At 65.0% G+C, this 22,837-nt stretch carries 21 protein-coding genes; 14 read left to right on the top strand and 7 right to left on the bottom strand.

Annotated features, from left to right (window positions below):
* The first annotated feature begins 60 nt into the window (after positions 1-60).
* Together ACMGRF_RS10750 and ACMGRF_RS10745 are read left to right on the top strand one after the other, a co-directional pair.
* Positions 61-1,149, top strand: a complete 1,089-nt coding sequence (locus tag ACMGRF_RS10750; RefSeq protein WP_049439558.1) for a lysozyme inhibitor LprI family protein — start codon at positions 61-63, stop codon at positions 1,147-1,149.
* A gap of 46 nt (positions 1,150-1,195) precedes the next feature.
* On the top strand, positions 1,196-2,827 hold the full coding sequence (locus tag ACMGRF_RS10745; protein WP_414485214.1) for a peptidoglycan-binding protein: 1,632 nt from the start codon (positions 1,196-1,198) through the stop codon (positions 2,825-2,827).
* Positions 2,828-2,878: 51 nt separating this feature from the next.
* On the opposite strand, the gene ACMGRF_RS10740 is transcribed toward ACMGRF_RS10745, so the two are convergent.
* The gene (locus tag ACMGRF_RS10740; protein ID WP_180880897.1) at positions 2,879-3,868 is read right to left on the bottom strand and encodes a zinc-dependent alcohol dehydrogenase family protein; all 990 of its coding nucleotides are present in this window, start codon (positions 3,866-3,868) and stop codon (positions 2,879-2,881) included.
* Positions 3,869-3,987: 119 nt separating this feature from the next.
* Here ACMGRF_RS10740 and ACMGRF_RS10735 point away from each other — a divergent pair, with 119 nt between their 5' ends.
* The 3 genes from ACMGRF_RS10735 to ACMGRF_RS10725 all read left to right on the top strand — a co-directional run bounded on the left by ACMGRF_RS10735 (position 3,988) and on the right by ACMGRF_RS10725 (position 6,941).
* Positions 3,988-4,893 (top strand): LysR family transcriptional regulator, encoded by a 906-nt coding sequence (locus ACMGRF_RS10735; RefSeq protein ID WP_049439564.1) that lies wholly within the window; start codon positions 3,988-3,990, stop codon positions 4,891-4,893.
* A 62-nt stretch (positions 4,894-4,955) separates the two neighbouring features.
* Positions 4,956-5,339 carry a DUF4952 domain-containing protein gene (locus ACMGRF_RS10730; RefSeq protein WP_241900335.1) on the top strand — a complete coding sequence of 128 codons (384 nt, stop codon included), beginning with the start codon at positions 4,956-4,958 and terminating at the stop codon, positions 5,337-5,339.
* A 171-nt stretch (positions 5,340-5,510) separates the two neighbouring features.
* A complete protein-coding gene (locus ACMGRF_RS10725) occupies positions 5,511-6,941 on the top strand; it encodes a serine hydrolase domain-containing protein (RefSeq protein ID WP_134709516.1) in 1,431 nt (476 codons plus the stop codon).
* Positions 6,942-6,957: 16 nt separating this feature from the next.
* Here the strand turns inward: ACMGRF_RS10725 and ACMGRF_RS10720 are convergent, their stop codons facing one another.
* Together ACMGRF_RS10720 and ACMGRF_RS10715 are read right to left on the bottom strand one after the other, a co-directional pair.
* Complete coding sequence (locus ACMGRF_RS10720; RefSeq protein WP_049439568.1) at positions 6,958-7,350, bottom strand: DUF3037 domain-containing protein; 393 nt, start codon at positions 7,348-7,350, stop codon at positions 6,958-6,960.
* Complete coding sequence (locus tag ACMGRF_RS10715; protein ID WP_049414860.1) at positions 7,328-8,104, bottom strand: HipA family kinase; 777 nt, start codon at positions 8,102-8,104, stop codon at positions 7,328-7,330. Before ACMGRF_RS10715 ends, ACMGRF_RS10720 begins: the two co-directional genes overlap by 23 nt.
* A 236-nt stretch (positions 8,105-8,340) precedes the next feature.
* Here ACMGRF_RS10715 and ACMGRF_RS10710 point away from each other — a divergent pair, with 236 nt between their 5' ends.
* Both ACMGRF_RS10710 and ACMGRF_RS10705 read left to right on the top strand, forming a co-directional pair.
* The gene (locus tag ACMGRF_RS10710; protein ID WP_049414859.1) at positions 8,341-8,670 is read left to right on the top strand and encodes a hypothetical protein; all 330 of its coding nucleotides are present in this window, start codon (positions 8,341-8,343) and stop codon (positions 8,668-8,670) included.
* Positions 8,671-8,826: 156 nt separating this feature from the next.
* Positions 8,827-11,289, top strand: a complete 2,463-nt coding sequence (locus ACMGRF_RS10705) for a S9 family peptidase (RefSeq protein WP_099486634.1) — start codon at positions 8,827-8,829, stop codon at positions 11,287-11,289.
* Positions 11,290-11,977: 688 nt separating this feature from the next.
* Here the strand turns inward: ACMGRF_RS10705 and ACMGRF_RS10700 are convergent.
* On the bottom strand, positions 11,978-13,531 hold the full coding sequence (locus ACMGRF_RS10700; protein WP_099486631.1) for a TIGR04141 family sporadically distributed protein: 1,554 nt from the start codon (positions 13,529-13,531) through the stop codon (positions 11,978-11,980).
* A 603-nt stretch (positions 13,532-14,134) separates the two neighbouring features.
* Here ACMGRF_RS10700 and ACMGRF_RS10695 point away from each other — a divergent pair.
* Positions 14,135-14,455, top strand: coding sequence for a hypothetical protein (locus ACMGRF_RS10695; RefSeq protein ID WP_049414665.1), 321 nt, complete (start codon positions 14,135-14,137; stop codon positions 14,453-14,455).
* 15 nt (positions 14,456-14,470) lie between these two features.
* On the opposite strand, the gene ACMGRF_RS10690 is transcribed toward ACMGRF_RS10695, so the two are convergent.
* Complete coding sequence (locus ACMGRF_RS10690; protein WP_049414669.1) at positions 14,471-15,454, bottom strand: membrane protein; 984 nt, start codon at positions 15,452-15,454, stop codon at positions 14,471-14,473.
* A 138-nt stretch (positions 15,455-15,592) separates the two neighbouring features.
* Here ACMGRF_RS10690 and ACMGRF_RS10685 point away from each other — a divergent pair, with 138 nt between their 5' ends.
* From ACMGRF_RS10685 to ACMGRF_RS10675, 3 genes are all read left to right on the top strand, one after another.
* Positions 15,593-16,558, top strand: a complete 966-nt coding sequence (locus ACMGRF_RS10685; protein WP_049414664.1) for a DUF2268 domain-containing putative Zn-dependent protease — start codon at positions 15,593-15,595, stop codon at positions 16,556-16,558.
* A gap of 47 nt (positions 16,559-16,605) precedes the next feature.
* Positions 16,606-17,394: an SGNH/GDSL hydrolase family protein gene (locus ACMGRF_RS10680; RefSeq protein ID WP_049414662.1), complete on the top strand. Its 789-nt coding sequence runs from the start codon at positions 16,606-16,608 to the stop codon at positions 17,392-17,394.
* 94 nt (positions 17,395-17,488) lie between these two features.
* Positions 17,489-18,211 (top strand): hypothetical protein, encoded by a 723-nt coding sequence (locus tag ACMGRF_RS10675; protein ID WP_262223115.1) that lies wholly within the window; start codon positions 17,489-17,491, stop codon positions 18,209-18,211.
* 3 nt (positions 18,212-18,214) lie between these two features.
* Here ACMGRF_RS10675 and ACMGRF_RS10670 read toward each other — a convergent pair whose 3' ends face one another.
* Positions 18,215-18,760 carry a thioesterase family protein gene (locus ACMGRF_RS10670; RefSeq protein ID WP_049414660.1) on the bottom strand — a complete coding sequence of 182 codons (546 nt, stop codon included), beginning with the start codon at positions 18,758-18,760 and terminating at the stop codon, positions 18,215-18,217.
* 69 nt (positions 18,761-18,829) lie between these two features.
* Between ACMGRF_RS10670 and ACMGRF_RS10665 the strand changes: the two genes are divergently transcribed.
* The 3 genes from ACMGRF_RS10665 to ACMGRF_RS10655 all read left to right on the top strand — a co-directional run bounded on the left by ACMGRF_RS10665 (position 18,830) and on the right by ACMGRF_RS10655 (position 20,579).
* Positions 18,830-19,411 (top strand): TetR/AcrR family transcriptional regulator, encoded by a 582-nt coding sequence (locus ACMGRF_RS10665; RefSeq protein ID WP_049414658.1) that lies wholly within the window; start codon positions 18,830-18,832, stop codon positions 19,409-19,411.
* A gap of 44 nt (positions 19,412-19,455) precedes the next feature.
* Positions 19,456-19,836 carry a VOC family protein gene (locus tag ACMGRF_RS10660; RefSeq protein WP_049435333.1) on the top strand — a complete coding sequence of 127 codons (381 nt, stop codon included), beginning with the start codon at positions 19,456-19,458 and terminating at the stop codon, positions 19,834-19,836.
* 224 nt (positions 19,837-20,060) lie between these two features.
* The gene (locus tag ACMGRF_RS10655) at positions 20,061-20,579 is read left to right on the top strand and encodes a hypothetical protein (protein WP_049414437.1); all 519 of its coding nucleotides are present in this window, start codon (positions 20,061-20,063) and stop codon (positions 20,577-20,579) included.
* Between the two features lie 46 nt (positions 20,580-20,625).
* On the opposite strand, the gene ACMGRF_RS10650 is transcribed toward ACMGRF_RS10655, so the two are convergent.
* The gene (locus ACMGRF_RS10650) at positions 20,626-22,737 is read right to left on the bottom strand and encodes a TonB-dependent receptor family protein (RefSeq protein ID WP_180880891.1); all 2,112 of its coding nucleotides are present in this window, start codon (positions 22,735-22,737) and stop codon (positions 20,626-20,628) included.
* Between the last annotated feature and the right edge of the window lie 100 nt (positions 22,738-22,837).

Below are 22,837 nucleotides of genomic sequence, written 5' to 3'. Positions count from 1 at the left end.
GGGCAGCATCCATCATCGGAACAGGACGGGGCCGGCCAACGCCCCCAGGGAAGGAAACGCATGCTGAACTCTGAACGCCTGCCGGGGCGTGCCACCCGGTTGCTGGCAGGACTGCTTCTGCTTGGCCCCTGCCTGTGGGCAAGCGCGCAGGCGTCGCCCCAGCCCGCCGCACGCAAGGTGCCCAGCGGTGCCGAACTGATCGCAGGCGATGCGCGCTATCTGAGCCCCGCCCATGCGCCCTGCATGGCGGCCGCAGGCACCGCGCTGGACGCCCGTCGCCGTTGTGCCGACGCTGAATTCAAGGTGCACGACGATGCACTCAATGCCGCCTACAGCGCGGCGCGCGCCACACTGACCGCCAGTGATCAGCAGGTGCTGCGCGATCTGCAGCGGCAATGGCTGCGCCAGCGCGACAGCCGTTGCCCGGAAGGCGGCACGGCCGTTGCCCAGCTGGATTCACAGCAATGCCGCACGCACATGACCCTGCTGCGTGCCCGCCAGTTGCAGGGCGGCGGTGCGGCGGCGCTGGTGGCGGAAGCCAAGGCGGCCCCGGCGCCGGCGCAGGCCGCTGTGCATACCGCCGATGCCGCGCCCGACAAGCAGGGCAGGATCGTCCTGCGGCCCGGCGAGGGCAGGCTCACACCGGCACTGCAGGTGGTCTTCCAGGTGACCGATTGCAGCCGCACCGACAACGTGACGACCTGCCAGGTGCGGAGCATGGGCGTGACCCGTGGTGGGCGCAACGTGGTGGTCACGGACGTGCAGCCGCGCCTGACCCGCGCCGGCACCGGTGCCCAGGGCGCGACCGCCGTGCTGCTGACCGTTTCGGATTTCAATGGTGATGGCGTGCCGGACCTGCAGGTGTGGCAGGACAACAGCGGTGTCTACAACGTTCCGGTGCATGCGTTCTACCTGTTCGATCCCAAGCGCAACCGCTATGTGCGTGCCAAGGCGTTGGAAGCGGCCATCGGTGGGCGCGACATCGACCATATCGACAATGGGCGGTTCGTGCTTCGCGCGAAGGTCAGCCCGTGCGAGCGCGAGGACAAGGTCATCGAGCTGCGCGGAACCGAGCCGCGCACGCTGCTGCAGCGCCGCTATGACACCTGCAGGGGCGAAGCCCCTACCGAATCGGACCTGCTGAAGTAGGTCTTCCCCGACGAACGGATGCGTTCCGGAACTGGAGAGCTGAAGGATGAGCGAAGGCTATGGAAAAGGCGGGGTGGGCTTCGGCCTGACCCGGGACCAGTCGGTCCAGATGATCGTGCGTACCTGCATCGACAACGGCATTACCGACCATCGGCAGATTGCCTATGTGCTGGCCACGGCGCAGCACGAGTCGCGTGATTTCGCCGCGCCCGAGGAAGACTGGGGCAGGAAGCAGGCGGTGGATCTGCGCTACTTCGGCGGCGAGGAGTACTTCGGCCGGGGCTTTGCCCACCTCACCCACGTCAACAACTACGAGCGGCTGGGCGAGGCGCTGGGAATGGGCCGCGAGCTGGTCGAGCATCCGGAACGGGCTGCCCAGGCAGACATCGCCACCAAGGTGCTGGTGGTGGGGATGCGCGACGGCCTGTTCGGTGCGCGGCTGTCCGACAACGTCAACGCCAACCATGCCGACTACCGGCAGGCGCGGGCCTCGGTCAATGGCGGTGAGCTGAACAACGGCAGTCCCTATCCAGACGCCATCGCCGCACGGGCCACTGAATGGGAATCCCAGGTTGCCGGCCTGGTCCAGCGTGTGCAGCAACCAGGCTTCCAGATGCCGGTGCCGACCCCCCAGGCGCCCACCGGGGCGATGGACCTGCACCGGGGTGACGCCAACCAGCACGTGCTGGAAGCGCAGCAGTACCTGCAGCGCATGGACATCCGCAACAACGCCAATGCCGCGATCAAGCCCGACGGTGATTTCGGCGCCTCCACCGAGCAGGCCGTGCGCCGCTTCCAGACCGAGCGGGGTATCAGCCCGGCCAATGGCCGCATCGACGATGCGCTGCTGGAACGCATGCGCAGCGACACGCTGGCGGTCGATCCGGACTTCAAGCGCCGGACGGTGACCGACCTGACCGGCCCGCTGGCCGACGGCAACCTGGGCCCCGGTGAGAAGGGCGAGCCGGTGTTCGAAATGCGCCGGCAGCTGGAGGCGTTGGGGTACCTGACCGAACCGAACCCACGTGCCGAACGCGATGCGCGCACGTTTGATGCCGGCATGCAGGCGGCCATGCGCAACTTCCAGCAGGACTATGGCCTGCCGCTGCGCCCCGGCGGCGTCATCGACGCGGATGCGCGCCGGCAGTTGAACGATGCCGCCGTCGCTCGCGAGCATGCGCCGACCACCGAGTTCGACCGCGCGGAGAACTGGCCGCCGCAGCGTCCGCCCTATACGCGGGCGGAGTTCCAGCCGGAGCAGGTGCAGGCGCGGCAGCAGGCAGCGGCGAATGCACCGGTCGCTGGTCCGGCCGCGTCGGAGCCCGCACCGCAGCCCAATGGCGTGGGATCGATTTCGCCCAAGGACGCAGCGCTGTTCGAGCGCATCCGCCAGGGGGTACCTGGCACCATCGGCGACGAGCACGTCATGCAGGCAGTGCTGGAGTCCAAGCGCAACGGCATCGATGATGCCGCGCGCGTCGACCGGGTGATGATGGCTGGAGATCGCCTGTGGGTTGCCGGGTTGATTCCCGGTGAGCGCGCCAGTGTGGATACGGCACAACCCGCGCGCTCCATGGAGGAAACGGTGAATGATCTGGCCGGTGACAACCGGCAGCGCGAGCACCAGCTCGCCCTCGAAAGCCGCCAGCATGAGAACCGCGGGCCTTCAATGGCCTGAGCCTGCGGCAGCGACGTGCCCGCTGTGGGCCCGTCGCTACCGGCAGGGTGTTTACAGCGTCACCACCACTTTACCGATCTGTTCGTTCGATTCCAGGTAGCGGTGGGCGTCCTGGATCTGTGCGAAGGGGAACACCTTCGCGATCTTCGGCGCCAGCGTGCCCTTGTCCAGGCCATCGACGATGAACGCCTTGGCACGCGCCAGCGCGGCATCGTCGGAGACGATTTCAGAGTACAGGTAGCCCTTCAGCGTCAGCGACTTGCCCAGCACGTTGAACAACGGGAACGGGGTGGGTTCGCTGCTCAGCGCGCCGTATTCCAGCAGGATGCCGCCACGGGCCATTGCCTCGGTCAGCGGCACGAACTGCGGGCCACCGATCGGGTCGAACACCACGCGGGCGCCGGCACCGCCGGTGATGCGCGCCACTTCGGCTGCCAGGTCCTGCTCCTGGGTGGCGATGACATGGGCGGCACCGGCATCGAGCAACGCCTGGCGCTTGCGCGAGCCACGGGTCACCGCAATCGGCGTGGCACCCACTGCATTGGCGATCTGGATCGCGGCCAGGCCGACGCTGCTGCTGGCAGCGGTGATGATGACGAAATCCCCGGCGGCCAGCTGCGCCTGCTCCAGTAGTGCGCCCCACGCGGTGACGTACTGCATCCACACCGCAGCCGCCGTTTCGAAGCCCAGCGCCTGCGGGTGCTTGACCGCCAGTCGTGCCGGCACGTTGGCCAGCTCGCCGTAGGTGCCCCAGCGGGCGATATCCAGCGGCGGCACCACGCTCACCGCATCGCCAGCAGCGAATCCGCTCACGGCACTGCCGACCGCCTCGATCATGCCGGCCGCTTCATAGCCCAGCCGGCTGGGGAACTGCGCCTCCTGCAGGTAGGCGCCGTTGCGGAACATCACCTCGGCACGGTTCAGGCCGATGGCCTTGACCCGGATCTGGACCTCGTCGGCAGCGGGGGCGGGAACGTCGATATCGTCGATGCGCAGCACATCGGCGCTGCCATATTCGTGGATGCGGACAACCTGGCTCATGGGGGACTCCGAGGAAGGGCCGACGAGGGCGCCGGCGAAAGGGTGAGCGCTACTGTGCGCGTAGTCTGCAACCACAATAAGGGGTAATCTGGCGTTTCATTGAAAAACAATTGTTTGCAATGGACCTGATCGTTCCCCTGCGGACCTTCGCCAAGGTGGCCGAGGTCGGCTCCTTCGCCGCCGCTGCCGAGGCATTGGACCTGTCGCCGCAGCTGGTCGGCAAGCACATCCAGGCGCTGGAGCATCACCTGGGCGTGCGCCTGCTCAACCGCACCACGCGCAAGCAGAGCCTGACCGACTTCGGTCAGGCCTATCTGGCGCGGGCACGGGTGATCCTGGAGGAAGTGGAGGGCGCCGAGCAATTGGCGGAAGTGGCGCGTGGGCGGCCGATGGGACGCCTTCGCATCAGCGCACCGGTCACCTTCGGCGTGCACGCACTGGGCCCGGCGGTGGTGGTCTACATGCAGCAGTACCCGGACGTGCAGGTCGATCTGAATCTGTCCAACAGCCTGGTGGACATCGTCGAGGACGGCTACGACCTGGTATTCCGCACTGGCGATCTGGCCGACAGCGGGCTGGTGGCGCGGCGGTTGGGGCCGTATCCACTGGTCCTGTGCGCCTCGCCGGACTATCTGGCTTCGCGCCCGGCCATCACCCATCCCAATGACCTGAGCCGGCACGAGTGCCTGGGCTTTGCGCATTCGATCATCCGCACGCGCTGGAGTTTCCGCGATGCCGGTGGCAGCGTGCTGACCGTGCCGGTGTCCAGCCGCTTCATGGTCAATCAGGCCGAGCCGCTGCTGACAGCGGCCGTGGGTGGTCTGGGATTGATCCTGCAGCCCTACGAAATGCTTGCCGCCGCGCTGGCGCGTGGTGAGCTGGTGGAAGTGCTCCCGGACTACGTGCCGGTGTCGACGTGGATCAACCTGGTGTACCCGCGCGACCGCCAGCTGACGCCCAAGCTGCGCAGTTTCCTGGACTTCTGCGTGGCACGCTTCAGCGAGCAGACGATGGCACGGCGATAGCACGGCATCGGTTGGCATTCCTGCGACTGCCTGCGAAGGATCGCCCTGAGACGATTGGCCGGTTGCCGCTGCGTAGCGCGCGCTTGCTGCTGGGGCTGGCGGCATTGCTGTTCGCCGCCAACGTGATTGCGCAGCAGACGCCTGCGCAGGCGCTGGCCGCGTGGGAAGTGCAGGGGCGAGCGGACGGCCTGGCGCGACCGGATATCGAATGCCAGGATTTCCTGCAGGCGATGGGCCGGAAGCCTGCGGGCCTGGAATACAGCGGCTGCAGCCAGGACGACGCGTCCTGCATCAAACCCATGCAGGCCCACTACCGCGTTCCAGGTGCCCAGGCAGTGAAGGTGGAAGCCTATCTGCGCGAGACCTTTGTCATGCCTGTATTGCGCTACGTTGCGGCTGGAGCAATGGCGCGCCGTACTACTGGCGCGACGGCCCGGATGCGGTGAGGTGCCAGATCGGCATGGGCGTGGAATCGCTGCCGCATGAGCGGGGCGATTGGCATCGCATCGAGGCGTTCATCGTCACGGTTGAGGTGCTGCGGCAGAGTCCCTGGCGTGGATGCAGCGGGCGGTTCCATGATCTAGGATGCGCCCAGGGATACCCGCAAAGGAACTGCCATGAAGGCTGTTGGATGCCTGCTGCTCTGCAAAGTACTGGCCTGTTCGGTGCTGATGACGCTTTGGGCTGTTCCGGCAGTGGGCGCCCCCTCCAGCGTGCGTGCACATCCGCGTGCGCAGGACGCCATCGGTGACTGGCTTGCGGCCTTCAATGCGGGCAGCCTCGAGGGGTTGCAGGCATTCGCCGATAGATACGCGAAGAAGCAAGGCAGCGGTCCCAAGGACTATCTCGAATTCCGCGAAAGCACAGGCCCCTTGCGCGTACTCGAATCAACCGAGAGTGCACCCGGCCAAGCGAAGCTGCTGGTGATGGGCCAGATGAACGAACGCGCGATGTGGGTGACCGCCGTCATGGACCCGGCCAATCCGTCGCACCTGATGCAGTTCCAGATCGAGGGCACTGAAACGCCGGACAAGCACAAGCCGGCACGGGTTGCATTGCCTGCCCTGATCGCCGACGTCACAGCAAAGCTGGAGGCGCTGCGGGCACAGGATGCGCTGTCGGGCGCGTTGCAGGTGGCACAGAATGGGAAGGTGCTGCTGGACTGGCGCGGTGGTGATGCCGATCGCAGCACTGGAATTGCAGTGGGCGTGGAGACGCAGTTCCGCCTTGCGTCCTCCAACAAGATGTTCACCGCCGTGGCCATCCTGCAGCTGGTGCAGGATGGCAGGCTCAGTCTCGATGACACGATCGGCAAGCACTTGCCGGACTATCCGAACAAGGCTGTCGCCAACAGCGTGACCGTGCGCGAGTTGCTGTCACACACCAGTGGCCTGGGGGACTTCTTTGGCGATGATTTCGAACAGTATTCCGCGTCCCTGAAGACGCTGGATGACTACGTGCAGCGCTTCGCCAGGGATGCGCCGCAGTTCACGCCAGGCAGCCAGGACAGCTACTCCAACTATGGCTTCATCGTATTGGGACGCATCGTCGAGGCGGTATCGGGGCAGTCGTACTACGCATATGTGGAGGAGCACATCCTGCACCCGGTGGGCATGACCGGCACCGGCTTCGAGCCGGAAACAGTGAGCGTTCCACAGCGTGCCGTCGCTTACACGAAGCACGATGGGCAATGGGTCCGTGAAACGAAGTCGCTGCCCTGGCGCGGCATGTCGGCCGGTGGTGGCTACAGCACGGTGGCCGATATGGTGAAATTCGCCGAGGCACTGCAAGGCGGGAAGCTGGTTTCACCTGCATTGCTGCAGCAGGCCACAACGGCGCAGAACCACAAGGGCTGGTATGGCTTTGGTTTCGTGGTGCAGGGCGAGGGCAGGGAGCATCAGTACGGCCACGAAGGCGGTGCGCCCGGATCGAACAGTGCCATCGTAGTGCTGCCGGCGCAGGGCTATGTGATCGTTGGCCTGGCCAATGTCGATCCGGATGCGATCGGTAATGTGGTCAACTACGTCGCGCGAAGGTTGCCACTGTGAACGCGGCAGGTGCCGTTCATTCCGGTACCCGCACCATCTTCGTCATCAGGTGTTCCACCACACCCGCCGGATCGGCAGTGCGGCCGACATGCGTGCTCGACATCTGCACAACCGAACTGCGCTTGGCGGTGAGGAAATGAAAGCGGGCGCGCGCCGGCAACTGCGCGATCGGTCCGGCGCTGGCGTCGCCACGGCAGATGGCCACGATCGCGTCCAGCCATGGTTGCAATGCATCCTGATCAAGCGCTGGCGCGAAGGCACGCAGGCGCGCAGGATCAATCTCGATGGCCGCTTCCAGATGGCGCGCGCCAGGGCAGGAGACGATCACCCCGACGTTGATGAATTCCTCGCGTTCCACCCGCGGTACCACGCGGATGACCGCATAGTCATACGTGTGCAGCGTGGGCACGGATGGCCTCCTGCACGAACACCGCACGCACTTTCAGGCGGTGCTTGAGATAGTTGATGTAGCCCTGGCGGTAAGCCTGCGGGCTGTCGAACGCCGGCTCGTCCACCAGCCAGCTGTCCGGCACCAGGCCGACGATGCGCTCGATCTCGGCATCGGTCAGGCGCGCAGCCAGTTCTGCATCCACATCGGCGATGCGGCTGGCGAACGACAACAGCACGTGGTCGCGGATCAGCACGAACGGTTTCTCGCAGGCATCGCCGGCGCTGGCCCAGTCGTGGTGGAAATACATGGCCGCGCCGTGGTCGATCAGGTACAGCTTGCGGTGCCATACCATCAGGTTGGGGTTGCGGGTGGTGCGATCGACATTGCTGGTGAACGCATCGAACCAGACGATGCGCGAGGCCAGGTCGGCGTCCACTGGCATCGCTGCAGGGTCGTAGTTGATTGCACCCGGCAGGTAGTCCAGGCCCAGGTTCAGGCCCTCGCTGGCACGGATCAGCTCCTGGATCTCCGGGTCGGGTTCGGTGCGGGCGAACTCGCGATCCAGCCCGACGAACAGGATTTCCGGAATCGGCAGGCCCAGCGTGCGTGCCATCTCACCGGCGATCAGCTCGGCGATCAACGCCTTCGGGCCCTGGCCGGCACCACGGAATTTCAGTACGACCATGCCGTCATCGTCGGTCTCGACGACGGCGGGCAGTGAGCCGCCTTCGCGTAGCGGGGTGATGTAGCGGAGGGCATGTACGGTGCGCATGGACGCATTCTAGCGTGGGTGCAGGCAGAACCCGGTGGCCCGATCGGGCGGACTCGGCCTTCACCTGTCCGTTCCGTCTGCGGTGGCAGCATCGGTGTCACGAACCCTCGGGTTCCGGGCGTGCTGGCGCTCCCATGCGGGTGCTTCAGCCGGGCATGTGCCCCGGTGCTGGCGATGCGCGCACTGCGAAGCGGAAACCTCATCCACGATGTCCTGCAGGCTACGGAGGTGCACCGATGAGCGACGAATTCATTCCCATGCTGCCGCCCTTGGACGACGCCAAGGTGGAAGAAATGATCGGCAAGGTCGTGCTGGTCGGCGTCACCCGCTATGGCGGCGACGGCCAGGTGCAGGGGCTGGAGCAGTACGCCGGCACTGTGCTGCGCATCAGTGCCGACGAAGGCGTGGTACTGGCTGACGAGAATGACGGCCATGAGCGCTATCTGCCGCCGATGCTCGACCAGTACCTCCCCGCCGAACCGGGGGAGTACTGCATGCGCAGCAGCGGCATGATCGTGGTCGACCCGGACTACCTGGCGACCTGGGACCTGCACGCGCAACAGTAGTGCCAGGCTGGGCCTGGCAAAGCTGGAACGGCTGCCGGACTGTCACTTTGCCCCATCCGGCCACTAGTCCTTCCGGCCCATTCACGACATCCCCTGCGGTGCTAGATTCGGGTCCATGCCCGATTCCGGGTACCCATTCACACCTAGGGGATAAGGATGCTCATCCGTCGAACCTCTCTGGCGGCGGCCGTTGCCGTTGCCACCGTCGGCCTGCTGGCCACTGGCCCGGCGCTTGCCGACTACGCGAAACCGCCGGAGCACCTGCTCAAGGTGCTGAAGGCGCCGCCGCCGCCGACGCCGAACGTGGCCCCGGGCGGCCAGCGCCTGCTGCTGACCACCGCGCAGACCTACCCGTCAATCAGCCGCGTCGCCCAGCCTTACCTGAAGCTGGCCGGCGTGCGCCTGGAGCCGAAGAACCGCAGTCGCCATGACACCCCCGGTGGCTACGGCATTCCGGCCTGCGTGGCCGACTTCACCCTGGTCGACATCGGCAGCGGCAAGGAGACCAAGGTCAACCTGCCGCAGGGCTGCGCCACCGGCGCGTTGTGGTCGGCCGATGGCAGCCACTTCGCCTTCCAGAATGCGGTCGATACCAGCGTGCAGCTGTGGGTGGGCGATGCGGCCACCGGGCAGGTGAAGCAGGTGCCGAATGTGCAGCTGAACCCGATCTTCGGCTACACCGTGCAGTGGCTGGGCGGCAGCCAGAACCTGCTGGTGAAACTGGTACCGGCCAACCAGGGCCCGGCACCGTCCAACGGCGGCGTGCCGACCGGCCCGGATGCACAGGAGTCGCTGGGCAGCAGTGGCGAGAGCAGCACCTACGAAGCCCGCGACACGCTGACCAGCGTGCATGACGAGAAGCTGTTCGCTTATTACGGCGCCTCGCAGCTGGCCGTGGTCGACACCGCCGCCAACAGCGTGCGCCGGGTCGGGCAGCCGGCACTGTTCAGCGAAGTCAGCGCCGCGCCCGATGGCGTGCACGTGCTGACCGAATCGATCAAGGCGCCGTACTCTCATGCGGTGACCTACCAGCGCTTCGCCAACGATGTGGCCGTGCTGGACATCAGCAATGGCCGCAGCACGCTGATCGCCAGCCTGCCGCTGGCCGACCGCGTGCCGGTGCACGGTGTACCGGAAGGCCCGCGCGGTTTCGACTGGCGTGCCACCGATCCGGCCACCCTGGTCTATGCCGAAGCGCTGGACAAGGGCGACTGGAAGGTCAACGTGCCGCATCGCGATCGGGTGCTGATGCTGAAGGCGCCGTTCAACGGCAAGCCGGTCGAGATCACCCGCACCGCACAGCGCTTCGAAGGCTACGCGTGGACCGCCGATCCGGCCGTGGCGTTCCAGTTCGAGAACGACGAGAACCGCCACTGGATGCAGACCCGCATCGTCGATGTGGACCAGCCGAAGACGGAAGGCCGCCTGCTGTGGGACATGTCCAGCGATGAGCTGTACGGCAACCCCGGCAACCTGGTATTCACCCGCCTGCCGAATGGCGCGCAGGTCGTGCGTCAGGACGGCAACCACGTGTTCCTGAGTGGCCGTGGCGCGTCGCCGCAGGGCGACCGTCCGTTCCTGGACCGCCTCGACCTGGGTACGCTGAAGAGCGAGCGCCTGTTCCGCAGCAGTGCCGATGCCTACGAACAGTTCCTCGGTTTCAGCAGCACGCCGGGCCGTTATCTGACCTGGCACCAGTCGGTGATCGATCCGCCGAACGCCTTCATCCGCCAGCAGGGTGAGGCGGTGGCCGATGCGAAGGCCGGTGAGGCACAGTTCGCGTCCACCGCGACGGTGCTGACCAAACTGGTCGACCCGACCCCGGAAGTGCGCCAGATCAAGAAGCAGCTGGTGACCTACAAGCGTGCCGATGGCGTGGACCTGTCGTTCACCCTGTACACGCCGCCGGGCTACAAGCAAGGCCAGCGCGTGCCGGCGATCCTGTACGCCTATCCTGCCGACTTCGCCAACGCCGCGCAGGCGGGGCAGGTATCCGGTTCGCAGCAGACCTTCACCCGCCTGCAGCCGTACCGCCTGATGCTGCTGGCCGGCTACGCGATCATCGACAATGCCTCGTTCCCGATCGTGGGTGACCCGAAGAATGCCTACGACACCTACCTGGAGCAGCTGGAAGCCGATGCCAAGGCCGCAGTGGACAAGGCGGTGGACATGGGCGTGGTCGATCGCAACCGCATCGGCGTCACCGGCCACAGCCATGGCGGCCTGATGACCGCCAACCTGATCGCCCATACCAACCTGTTCAAGGCTGGCGTGGCGACCAGCGGTTCGTACAACAAGACCTTCACCCCGTTCGGCTTCCAGAACGAGCGTCGATCGGTCTGGCAGGCCCAGGATGTCTACCTGAAGGCGTCGCCGTTCTTCTACGCCGACAAGATCAAGCTGCCGCTGCTGCTGGTCCACGGCGAGGACGACGCCAACCCGGGCACCGAGCCGTTCCAGTCGCGCAAGCTCTACCAGGCAATCCGAGGCAACGGCGGCATCACGCGGCTGGTGATGCTGCCGAACGAACCGCACTGGTACACCGCGCTGGAATCGAACGAGCAGCTGGTGGCGGAAATGCTGAACTGGTTCGATACCTACGTGAAGAACGCCAAGTAAGGGAACAGGAAGGCCGCCTCAGGGCGGCCTTCCTGCATGCTGTAGAGCCGAGCCCGTGCTCGGCTGCCGTTCGCCTGTAAATGGATTGAGGTGCTCTGCATTCAACTGTGGAGACTCGGTAACGGCGTGTTACCGGCACATTCCTGCGTCATGCAAATGGGCTAGGCTGAGGCTGTGTGCTCGTTCCAGGTCGGTGCAATGAAAGCCATCTTCCTCGCTGCAGTGCTGTCGTTGGCCCTGGTCGTCACTGCTCATGCAGAAGCGCTTGTTCGACGGACCTAAGCTGGCCCACTACCGCGAGGCCAACGCACGCGTGCCGGCCAAGCAAGCCGGTGTGTCACGCATGTTTTTCACGGCAATTACATTGCTTAGCTATGGGGCGAGAAGGATCCCTCCACCTTCTTCACCAGCAGTGGCTACCTCAATAGCGGCATCAGCGGGCACGCCAATCCGCAGCAACTGCTACGTTTCCGCCAGGTCATCATCGCGCTGCAGCCGGAAGTGGTGGTCATCCCTGCTAGCAGCAGTGAGATCGCTGGCAGCACTGGGCGCAGCACGCAGGAGATGATCGAAGGCAACCATGCACAGCATGGTCGAGCTGGCCTGCACACGGCATCCGTGTGGCGCTGGCAATGCGACCGGCGGCTTGCACCGCCACGGAATGATGGCTTCCGGACTGCCGTAGCGCTCAGACTTGCGCAAAGCTGACCAGGCGGCATCGATTTGAGACCTCCCTGTGCAGCTTCATTAGGCCGCATTTGGAAAACATAGATAAATGTGTGGCGGGCTTTCCCATGGAGACCATGCATATTTCCCATTCGACTGATCGTGGCGGGGAACACAGCCAAGAGGGATCTATTGCCGGATGCGCCTCGGAAAATTTGTGGCGGAGCTGGCCTAGGTAGTCCTCGTTGGACCCAAAGAACAGTTCCACGGTTCTGCGAACCTGTTCGTAGAGATGACTCATTCCGGCAGCGGAGCTCGGATTCTTGACGAAGTAGAGAATTTTCTTGTCTATGTCCAAGAAGTCGCAGAATTCGAACTTTGACTGACCTCCCCCGTACATCAAATTTCTGGCGTCCATATGGACGAAATTTGGTGATGAGGAGCAGCAATGTGTATTGTAATCTTTCTCGATATCTATGCCATTCCATGCAGGGGGTGGCTGGCTCGGAGCGCTGAGTGTGGCCAGGAAATCAATGATTCGTTTTTGAAGGTTGGGTGATGCTATGTACCACTTTCCTGAGAAGGTGACGAAGTGTCCGTCTCTTCTTGATGTGTCAAACGAAAAGCAGTCGCGTGGAGAGATGCTTGTTCTCTTAATGGATGTTGATGAGTCGACTACGCTGATTGATGGCCTTTTTGCTAGTTCCAGCGTGGGAGGCGCTCCCTTTAGGGAGCTCAGCCAAGCCGCGTAGTTGAGTGTCCACGCTTTGGCGTGGTTTTTTTTGTTCCATTTCTCGTAGGTAAAAAACAGATCCTGATCAATCGTCTCCAAGCTTATGGGGGGTCCCATTGTCAGTGTCGGGTTGGCTGCTCTCATGTCAGCCTCCAGTGAGAGCTCTAGGTCATCTATGTCTTTACTGTTTGTCACGGCGATCAAGTTATCAATATCAGGAAATTTTCTTTGATATCCCAGGCCCTGTTTTTTGCATAGCAAATGAAGGGCTTTGCCAAGGCGCTCAATTGGAATGTCAAACCTGATTGGTGCGCCGCCACGGACGTTGCCCGAGATCAGTTTGTGTCGACTTTCGCCTTCCACTGAAAAGACCAAGTCTCGATCACTTTCGAAGTTGAAACTTCCGAGACTGGAGGTGGTTGGGGATCTCTCAACCTGCCGGTGCCTCTTTGCAAGGACTTGCTCGAGACGGATCTGCTTCAGATCATCAACCTCGATTAGGTTGAGGCATGCTCGGCGGCCGAAGTCATCGTGGTACCAGTCTGTCTGAAGTCTCATCCAAGCGTGACCGAAAGTGATCAGTACTATTCTCTTCGCAATGCGGAGTTTGATCAGGCCGGCCGCAGTTTGTGAGAAGAGTTGCTCAGAAGGTGGATGGGATAGCAGTTCGGTTTCAACGGTTTGAGCCCAGCCGGGTTGCCTCTTCGGTGATGGGATTGGATAGAACGTCCCTTCAAGAGGTGGCTTTAACGGCACTGACTCGGGCAGTGATCGCAGGAACTCAAATACATCCGGAGTGGCGTCTCTTCTGATGAGAAATGCGGTTACGGAAATCCGAGTCATAAATGCTGTTTATCGATCCGATTGCTGGATTATTGTTTGTGGATTTAATTCTTTCAAGCGGATTGACCTAGGATTTGCTGTATTTCAGGGATGAGGCATGCTTTGGCAAGCATGTTCTTCCGCAGAAATTTCACTGAAGCCATTGATTTTCGGTGGTTTTCATGTGGTGGGCGATGGTCGGCGGAGTGCTTTTTGAGCCCAGGCGGGTCTACAGCAATCCTTAGGCTATCTCCGGGCAGGTATTCGATGCAGAGTTGCGGAAGTACGATCAGGTCTGACGATGGCGGCTGTTTCCAACAAGGTGGTCGAGGCTTTGGCGCACGCCGGGGCCAAGCGCAGCCCAGTGTTGGTTACCGAACTTTACTCACGCGCGGGGCCGTGGACATTGACGTGGTCGACCGCAACCGCTTTGCAGAAGCCGCCTCAGGGCGGCCTTCCTACATCCTGTAGAGCCGAGCCCGTGCTCGGCTGCCGTTCGCCTGTAAACGGATTGAGGTGCTCTGCATTCAACTGTGGAGACTCGGTAACGACGTGTTACCGGCACATTCCTGCGTCATGCCAATAGGCTAGGCTCAGGCTGTGTGCTCGTTCCAGATCGGTGCAATGAAAGCCATCTTCCTCGCTGCAGTGCTGTCGTTGGCCTCGATCCCAACGGCCTATTCTCAAGCGTTGCCCACAGAGCTGACGCAGCTGGGCATCGTCGCCGGCATGCCCTACGCCAAGGCCAAGCGCCTGATGGATGCGGCAGGGTGGCAGGCGAGTCCGGTTCAGGGCGCGCTTGAGTCACTCGAGGGCTTTCCGGAAGTCGGATGCCAGAAGGGCGGAAAGCAGTGTGCGACCACCTTCAGAAAGGACGGTCAACAGATCGCGGTGCGCCTGGGCACCACCCTGGCAGGGCAGCCGTTCGTGCAGGGCGCGGACTGAGCGCGCCCGTTGCGCTCAGGCAAGCGGTAACCGGTCCTGCGCGCGTGACAGCCGGTCATGCAGGTCACGCACATGCTCGGCCTTGGCATGCACCCGGGCGGTGTCGCCGAAGCTGCGCAGGTAGGTGCACGCAGCAAAGCCGGCACTCTTCTTTTCATAGTCGGCAATCCAGGCCAACCGGTCCGGGTTGTTGGCTTGTTCGGCTGACCACGCGGCCACCGGCGGCCGGATGCGATAACGCAGACCGACGCGCCACGGCTTCGGTGTCAGCCGTGCACGGAAGCAATGCTGCAACCGGCACATGCGCGCGTAGAGCGGATCGGTACCCAGCGCCTTGAAGAAATCCTGCGGCAGCGTGTCTTCGGGTGAGAACGTGGCATGCATCGCCAGCACGCGCAGCCCGGCCGGCGTACGGTAGGCACGCAGGTGCCAATCGGGGTGCTGTGCGCTGAAGGCCTCCACGCGCTTCAACGCAAGTCCTTCAACGCCGCCGGCGGCGGCCAGGCGTTGCTTCCGCCGCATCAGCACTGCCGCGTTGACCAGCAGCACTGCCGCCACGCCCAGGACCAGGCCCAGCAGCCAGTGCCAGAGCAGGGTGCCGATGACTGCACCGGCAAGCAGCACGACCGCAGCGACGATCGCCGGTATCACGCAACCGGCTGGTGGCTGCGCATGGTCGATGTCGGCAAACAGCACGTCGGGGCTGTTGAGGCACAACGCGCCGTAGCTGTTGCGGGTGATGATGACATCGCCATCGCGCTGCACGATCTGCTCGCGGATTGGCACACCCTCCACGCCATAGTTGCTGCGGATTTCTCGACGCGGCAGCGCCTGGCCGGCGAGGATCGCGTTGAGTGCCTCGTTGGCGCGGCGGTCGGCATGCGCCTGCGCCTCTGCAGGGCCCTCGTCGGACCAGCCGAAGCGGCGCACGACCACCGGCCGGCCACGAAAACGGGCCTGCAGGCGGGCTTCGGCCCAGTACGCGGGAACGATCATCATCGTGCGGTGCTCCATCATCCATGGCAGGTGCCTGAGTGAGTCTGGCACAGCCCCGAAGGGCCTGCATGTGCCCGCTGCGGTGGCCGGGCCGGAGTGATAGATTGCGCGCTTCGCATGCACTCCACCAGGGACGGAGCGATGTCCAGTTTCCCGCGTTGCCTGCTTGCCCTGGCCTGTGCCGGGGCGGTCGGCGCGGCGTCGGCGGCTACCCCGCCGGGGCCGCAGATCCTCACCACAGATGCCAGCCGCTTCTACGCGCTCTACGACAGCGCCGGTGGCAAGCCCAGCGTTGCCCAGCTGGCCGCTTACCTGGCCGAAGGCAGTCCGGGCCTGGGTGAACTGGCGAAGGCGCGCCGGGTCACGCCCGAACGCATGGCCGAAGCCATTGCCAGCCAGCCCGGGGTGTATGCGCAGGGCCGCAGCTGCCTGGCGGAGCTGCCGGCGGTCAAGCAGCGCCTGGTGCAGGTGTTTGGCAATCTGCAGGCGATCTATCCGCAGGCCGCGTTCCCGCCGGTGACCCTCGCGGTCGGCCGTGGCCGGCCGGTCGGGTTGACCTCGAAGAGTGGGGTGATCATCGGCCTGGAAGCGCTGTGTGCAGCCGATTTCATGAATCCCAACGTGCAGGACCGTTTCGTGCACGTGATCGCGCACGAGTACGTGCACATCCAGCAGACCGGCCTGATCGATTTCGAGCCCGGCGACCCGCATGCGACGGTGCTGCGTGTTTCGCTGGGCGAAGGCATCGCCGAATTCATCGCCGAGTTGATTTCCGGCAACGTCGGCAACAGTCGCCATGCGGCGTGGACGCGCGGCCGCGAGGTCCATATTGAAAGCGCCTTTGCGCTGGATGTGGACAGTACCGATCTGTCGCCGTGGCTGTACAACTACAAGCCCGGTTCGCAGGAGCCCTATGACCTTGGGTACTGGGTGGGCTACCGCATCGCCAAGGCCTATTACCTGCAGGCCAAGGACAAGCGCGATGCGGTGCGTGCGCTGATCCAGCAGGACAACCCGAAGGCAATCCTGGCTGCCAGTGGCTGGACGCCCGGCATGTGGATGCCGGCCAACGTGACCGGCGTGGCCGCGCCGTCGGCGGCACGTTGAACGCAGGCCGGGGCGCTAGACTGCCGCCCTGAACCGGGAGAGTCTCCATGCGTATTCCTGTTGTGCTTGCCGGAACGTTGGCCATCGCCTTCGGCATCGGCGTGACCGTTCCGGCCGTGGCCGCCGAATCGGGCGCGGTCAATCCGTTGCTGCTCAAACCTGTAGAGCAGCTGCGCCCTGATGAGATTCGTTTCATGCAGCAGCGCCTGGCCGATTGGCCGCAGCTGCAGCACTATCGTGAAGCCAACGCACGACTGCCTGCCGCCGTACCGGGGCAACCACGCGTGGTGTTCTTCGGTGACTCGATCACCGAAGGCTGGGGCAGGGAAGGCAGCGCGGCGTTCTTTCCCGGCAAGGGCTGGCTCAACCGCGGCATCAGTGGCCAGACCACGGCGCAGATGCTGGTGCGGTTCCCGCAGGACGTGCTGGCACTGAAGCCGCAGGTGGTGGTGATCCTGGCCGGCACCAACGACATTGCCGGCAACACCGGCCCGTCCACGCAGGCGATGATTGAAGACAACCTGCACGCGATGGTGGACCTGGCACGCGCGCATGGCATCGCCGTGGTGCTGGCATCGGTGCTGCCGGTCAGCGAGTACCCATGGATGCGGGGCATCACGCCTGCGCCGAAGGTGCGCGCGTTGAATCATGCACTGAAGCGCTATGCCGAGGCGCAGCAGCTGGTCTATCTGGACTACTACACGCCGATGGCCAATGCCGCCGGCGGATTGGATCCGCAGCTGGCCGAGGATGGCGTGCATCCCACCGCAAAGGGCTATTCGGTGATGGCACCGTTGGCGGAGGACGCAATCAGGCGCGCAATGGCGCCGGAGTAGGCACAGCGCCGCAATGCACAGCATCCAGCCCGTCGAGGTAAAGTGGCCCGAAGCCGGCCACGCAGCGTGGCCTCCAGGGACGATGGGGTGGGTGATGCGGAAGGGAATCCAGGGATGGCTGCGCCGCAGCGGCGCAACGATGGCACTGCTGCTGGCGGCCGTGCCGGCGTTCAGTGCAGACACGGCAGCGCCTTCGCCGCTGACGCGTGAGCCGGTGGCCGGAGTTTCACTGGCCGAATGGACCGCCCGCTGGTGGCGCTGGACCGACAGCCTGGGCGGCGCGCCCTATCTCGACCCGGATGGACGAGTCTGCGATCTGGGCCAGGAGGGCCCGGTCTGGAACCTGGCCGGCACCAATGGCCGTTTCCGGCCACATCGCGAATGCGTGGTGCCAGCGGGCAAGTACCTGTTGCTGCCGATCATCAACATGGCGCAGTTCCAGACAGACGAGCAGGTGCCCTGCAAAGAGCTCCAGGCAGGAGCGGCGGTCAACAACGATTACCTGATCAGTGCGGTGGTGCTGCTGGATGGCCAACCCCTGGGCGACATGCGCATGCATCGGGTCCGCAGCGAAGGCTGCTTCCGCATGGATGCCGATGACGCAGACTCACGGCTGGCCGCCGCCGACGGTTACTGGGTGATGCTCAAGCCGTTGCCGCCGGGCCGGCATACCCTCAGCGTGGGCGCCAACTACGGCGTGCCGGAGGGTGGCGCGTACAGCCGCATGCGGCAGTCCTTCGAGTACGTGCTGCACGTGGGAGGGCGCACCCAGGTCGTATCGCGCGAACTGCACGCGGTGCCGCTGGCCGCCCCCTGAAGCTCAGGCATCGTCCTGCTTCAACGCCGCATCGGCCGCCAGCAGCGCCTCGGCGGCTGCACTGAGCGGCGGCGAGGGCGGGGCAACCACGCCGATCGCCTCCATCATCTTCGGCATGCCCAGGAACTGGCGCGCGCGACGGTCGTAGATGCCGGTGACCAGCAGCGCACGGGTGGCGATCTTCTGCTCGGGTCCGATCAGCACGCGCTGCTCCATGATGCCGCGCGAGCCGACCCAGCCCACCAGGCGCGTTTCCAGGGTGAAGCGCTGGAACGGCTTCAGCTCGCGACGGAACTGGATGGTGCCGGCACCGACGATCGGTGCCCACTTCTCGCGCAGTGCCACCCGGCCCAGACCCATGCGCAGGATCAGGTCCAGCCGGCCCAGGTCGAAGATGTTCCAGTAGCGGCCGTTGGTCATGTGTAGGTTGCTGTCCAGGTCGTTGGGCAGTACCCGGAACTGCAGCCGCGAGACCCCGAACGGCGCCTGCAGCTTCGGCCGGAACAGGCTGCACAGCAGCAGGTGGAGCAGGCGGAACCAGAGATTCATGGCTATGACGACTGTTATAGAATCGCCGGTACGCTAATCTATGACGATTGTCTTAGCAAGGAGCCCGCCGTGAGCCCGCGACCCTCTGATGCGCCACAACGGGTGATGGATGCCGCAGCACAGATGCTGGCGCGGGTGGGCCTCAATGCCACCAGTATCCGTGAGGTGACCAAGCTGGCTGAGGCGCCGTTGGGTTCCACCTACCATCACTTTCCCGGCGGCAAGCAGGAGCTGCTGGCGCGCGCCACCCACATGGCCGGCGACAAGGTGGAGGTGCTGCTGATGGAGCTGCTGGAGGGTGGGGCGGTGCAGGGCCTGCAGCAGTTCCTGGCGATCTGGCGCGAGCGTCTGCTGCGCTCAGAATTCCGCGCCGGCTGCCCGGTGCTGGCCGCTGCCGTGGAGGAACCGGTCGAGGCGGTTCCCAGCCAACCGCGCGCGGCCGCCGCAGCGGTGTTCATGCGCTGGCAGGGGCATCTGGCCGCAGCCTTCATTGCCGACGGCCACCAACCTGCTGTGGCGGATGGGCTGGCCAGCCTGGTGATCGCCAGCGTGGAAGGCGCCGTGGCAATGTGCCGCGCACTGCAGGACATTGCCCCGTTCGACCAGGTCGCAGCGCAGTTGCTGAAGGCCGCCGCGCCACCTGCGCGCTAGAATGCAACCGAACGCGCTACTGCGTGCCCGGCAAGGATGTCCGCATGTTGCACCACCTATCCCTCGGCGTTCGTGACCTTGATATCGCAGGCCGCTTTTATGACGCCGCGCTCGCCGCACTCGGGTACCGCCGGGTGTTCGAGGACGAGACCGCGATCGGCTATGGGGTGGTCGATGATGAAGACGCGTTGTGCCTGAAGCTGCGTGATGACGCCGCAGCGCCGGGCCCCGGCTTCCACCTGGCGTTCGCTGCAGCGTCCGCAGCGGCGGTGGATGCCTTCCACGCAGCAGCCATGGCCAACGGGGGCGCTGACAATGGTGCGCCCGGACTGCGCCCCGATTATGGTGACTTCTACTACGCCGCGTTCGTGGTCGACCCCGAGGGCCATCGCATCGAGGCGGTGACCAAGGCGCGGCCGGCGTGAAGCAGCCGGGCATTCCGGCGCCAGCCCGCTGAAGCTGCCAATCGCATGCCGTAGCGCGGCATGGCCCATACCGGGCTGGCGATCGGCCAGCGCCCGTCCGGCCCTGGTACTCCCCAAGCCGTAGAGGCACGCGCAGTTTTCGATCCTGCCCGGCTCTGCGCTATGATCCGCCGGGGGCCTCGGAACGTGGCCCGGCATCAACCAACCCTGACAAGGACAAGCGCATGGATGTCGCTGCACGCAGGAACAGGACGTTGTTTCGTTGGATCATGGCGGCACTGCTGGCGGTACTGATGCCGTTTGCAGCGCTGGCACAGCCCGCAGCCGGGCAGGCCGATGGCGCCGACGCCGCCACTGCCGCGGATGAGGCGCAATGTCGCGCCTGCACTTATGAGCGCATCGGGCCCAAAGTCGATATCGGGCTGGTTGCACTGGTGTCGCTGCTGGTGGTGGGTCTGCTGATCGCAGCGTCGCGGGAATGGGGCACCACGTCGCAGCGCTGGACCTGCCGCACGCTGGCTTTGTTGCTGGTGGGCATCGGCCTGGCGTTGTTGTGGTGGGCTGGCAGCGTCGTCTACCTGGGCTACAACCCGTGGCAGGAAATGGCCGCCCCCGGCGATGGTTCCCTTGCCTCGACACTGCTCAACACCTCACCGAAGTGGCTGGCGGCGCTGGTGTTGATTGGTTTCGCGCCTTCCATCTGGAAGCGCAGCGAACGCTTGCCGGCGTGGCGTATCGGCTGACCCTGGAACGATGGCGCCGGATCACGCCCGGCGCCGCCTGCTGCGATCAGTCAAAGCGCCAGCGCACGCCCGCATAGACGCCACGGCCTTCACCCGGGGTCGAGCGGGCGACATCCCTGCCGGCATCGTCGTAGCCCGGCGTGACTGTGGCCGCGTAGTGGCGGTTGCCGATGTTGCGCATCTCGGCCCAGGCCTGCCAGCGGCCACCGGGTGCGTCGTAGCCGATGCGGCTGCCGAAGATCACATGGCTGTCGGCCCAGTAGCTGTTGGCATAGTCCACGGCAATGCGCGAGGCGTATTCGGTATTGAGCGCAGCGTACAGGCCGGACGCATGATCGAAGCGCAGCTCGGCCTGGTAGGTGTGGCGCGGCAGGCCGGGCAGGCGGTTGCTGCCGAAACGCGCGTCGTGGCGGTAGCGGAAATCGCTGAAGGTGTAGGCCTGGCGCAGCGACAGGCGGCCCGGTGCAGCCTGCCACAGCGTGCTGTCCAATCCGGCCTCGATGCCGCGGTGAACGGTGGGGCTGGCGTTGTTTTCTGCGATGAACAGGTTCGGCACCGGTTGCAGTTCCACGCTAAGCAGCTCGTGATTCACATGCGCGTAGTAGCCGGTCAATTCCCAGCGACCCACCGCCGCATCACCGCGCGCGCCCAGTTCCAGCGTCGTAGCTGTCTGGTTCTGCATCGGCACCGGCGCGCGCTGGCGGCCGGTAGACGGGCCATTGCCCGGCCCGAAGTACTGGTTCGAACCCCAGATCATCGACCACGGATGTGGCGCCTCCACCGAGCGGCTGAGGTTGCCGAACCACTGCGTCTGCGCGCTGTGCTGCCAGGTGAAGCCCAGCCGCGGCGCGTAGTCCCAGTCGCGGTCGCGCAGGCGGCCGCCGCTGCTCGGCCAGGTCACCTGAACATCGCGGCGGGTGTTGATCAGTGCCAGCCCAGCCTGCATGCGCAGGCGGTCATTGAAGGCGAGGGTGTTGCTGACGTGCAGTGTGCTGTCGGTGCCGTGGTGGCGGAAGTCACGCGTGCGCGTGCCGGCGGCATAGCCGTTGCTGGCAAAGCGCAGCGACTCGCGCACGTCGGCATCCAGGTCGTGGGTGACGCGCAGGCCGACCGTGGTTTCGCTGTCCAGGCCGAACAGCCTGTGGCGGCGGCGGTAGTCCAGCGTGGCGTTGAGGTTGGCGTAGTCCAGCTGCTGCCGGTACAGGCTCTCGTTCAAGTCCATCGGGTAGGTGTGGTAGACCAGCCCGGCCTGCAGCGAGGAGTCCTCATCGATCTGCAGCGTGGTGACGTTTCCCACCCAGGTGCTGCCCGGCTGCGGGCGATGCGCATCGATGGCCAGGTTGGCCGCGTTCGCGGCGCGCGGATCGTTGCGGATCTGATCGCGGGTCAGGCGGCCGGGCGTTTCATGATTGGTTTCGCGATAGCGCACGAAAAAGCGCGTCTGCAGGTCGGGGGTGATCTGCCAGCCGATGTTGGCCATCGCACCCTTGCCGTCGCCGCGCGCATGGCGCTGGTAACCGTCGAATTCGGTATCGGTGTAGGCCATGAAGTAGTCGACATCGCCGCTGACGCCACCCCAGCTGAGGCCACGCTTCTGATAGCCACGGCTGCCGGCTTCGTAATGCAGCTGCACGCCCGCCGAATCGCGACCGCTGCGGCTGACGTAGTCGATGGCACCACCCAGCGCGAGCGCGCCGCGCTCGAAGCCGTTGGCGCCGCGCAGGACTTCCACGCGCGACAACCACAGCGGTTCCAGCAGCTCGTATGGCGTGCCGCCCGGGCCGGTCAGTGGCAGACCGTCGATCGACACCGCAATGCCCGAGGCATGCGCGCCCGGGCCCCGGTTGATGCCCGAGCCACGGATCGAGATCTTGGTGCCTTCGTTGCCCGGCGACTGCGCGCTGATGCCCGGCTGGAAGGCCAGCACATCCGCACTGGTGGACAGTCGGCTGTCGGCCTTGGCCACGTCGATGACGTTGCTGGCGCCGGCTACGCGCTTCAGCGTCTCGCGCGCCTGCGCGCTGGCATCGGCGGCAGCGGTGACCTGCACGGCATCGAGGGTGGTGGCCTGCGGGGCGGCGGCGGCGGTGGAAGCCAGGGCGAGGGAAACAGCCAGGAACAGCAGCGACGGGTGAGGGCGGTACGACGGAAGCGACATGCGGGAATGCTGTAAACCACGAAAGTGGCGCGCAAGTTAACAGGTCGGCGACCCCGCGTCACCAGCCGGCGGCGTATGGGCTGCCCGCCGTGTCCTGTAG

This window comes from Stenotrophomonas sp. EMP41, from assembly GCF_047495535.1.
Lineage (GTDB): Bacteria > Pseudomonadota > Gammaproteobacteria > Xanthomonadales > Xanthomonadaceae > Stenotrophomonas > Stenotrophomonas sepilia.
This window is presented reverse-complemented; position numbering and strand designations above follow the sequence as displayed.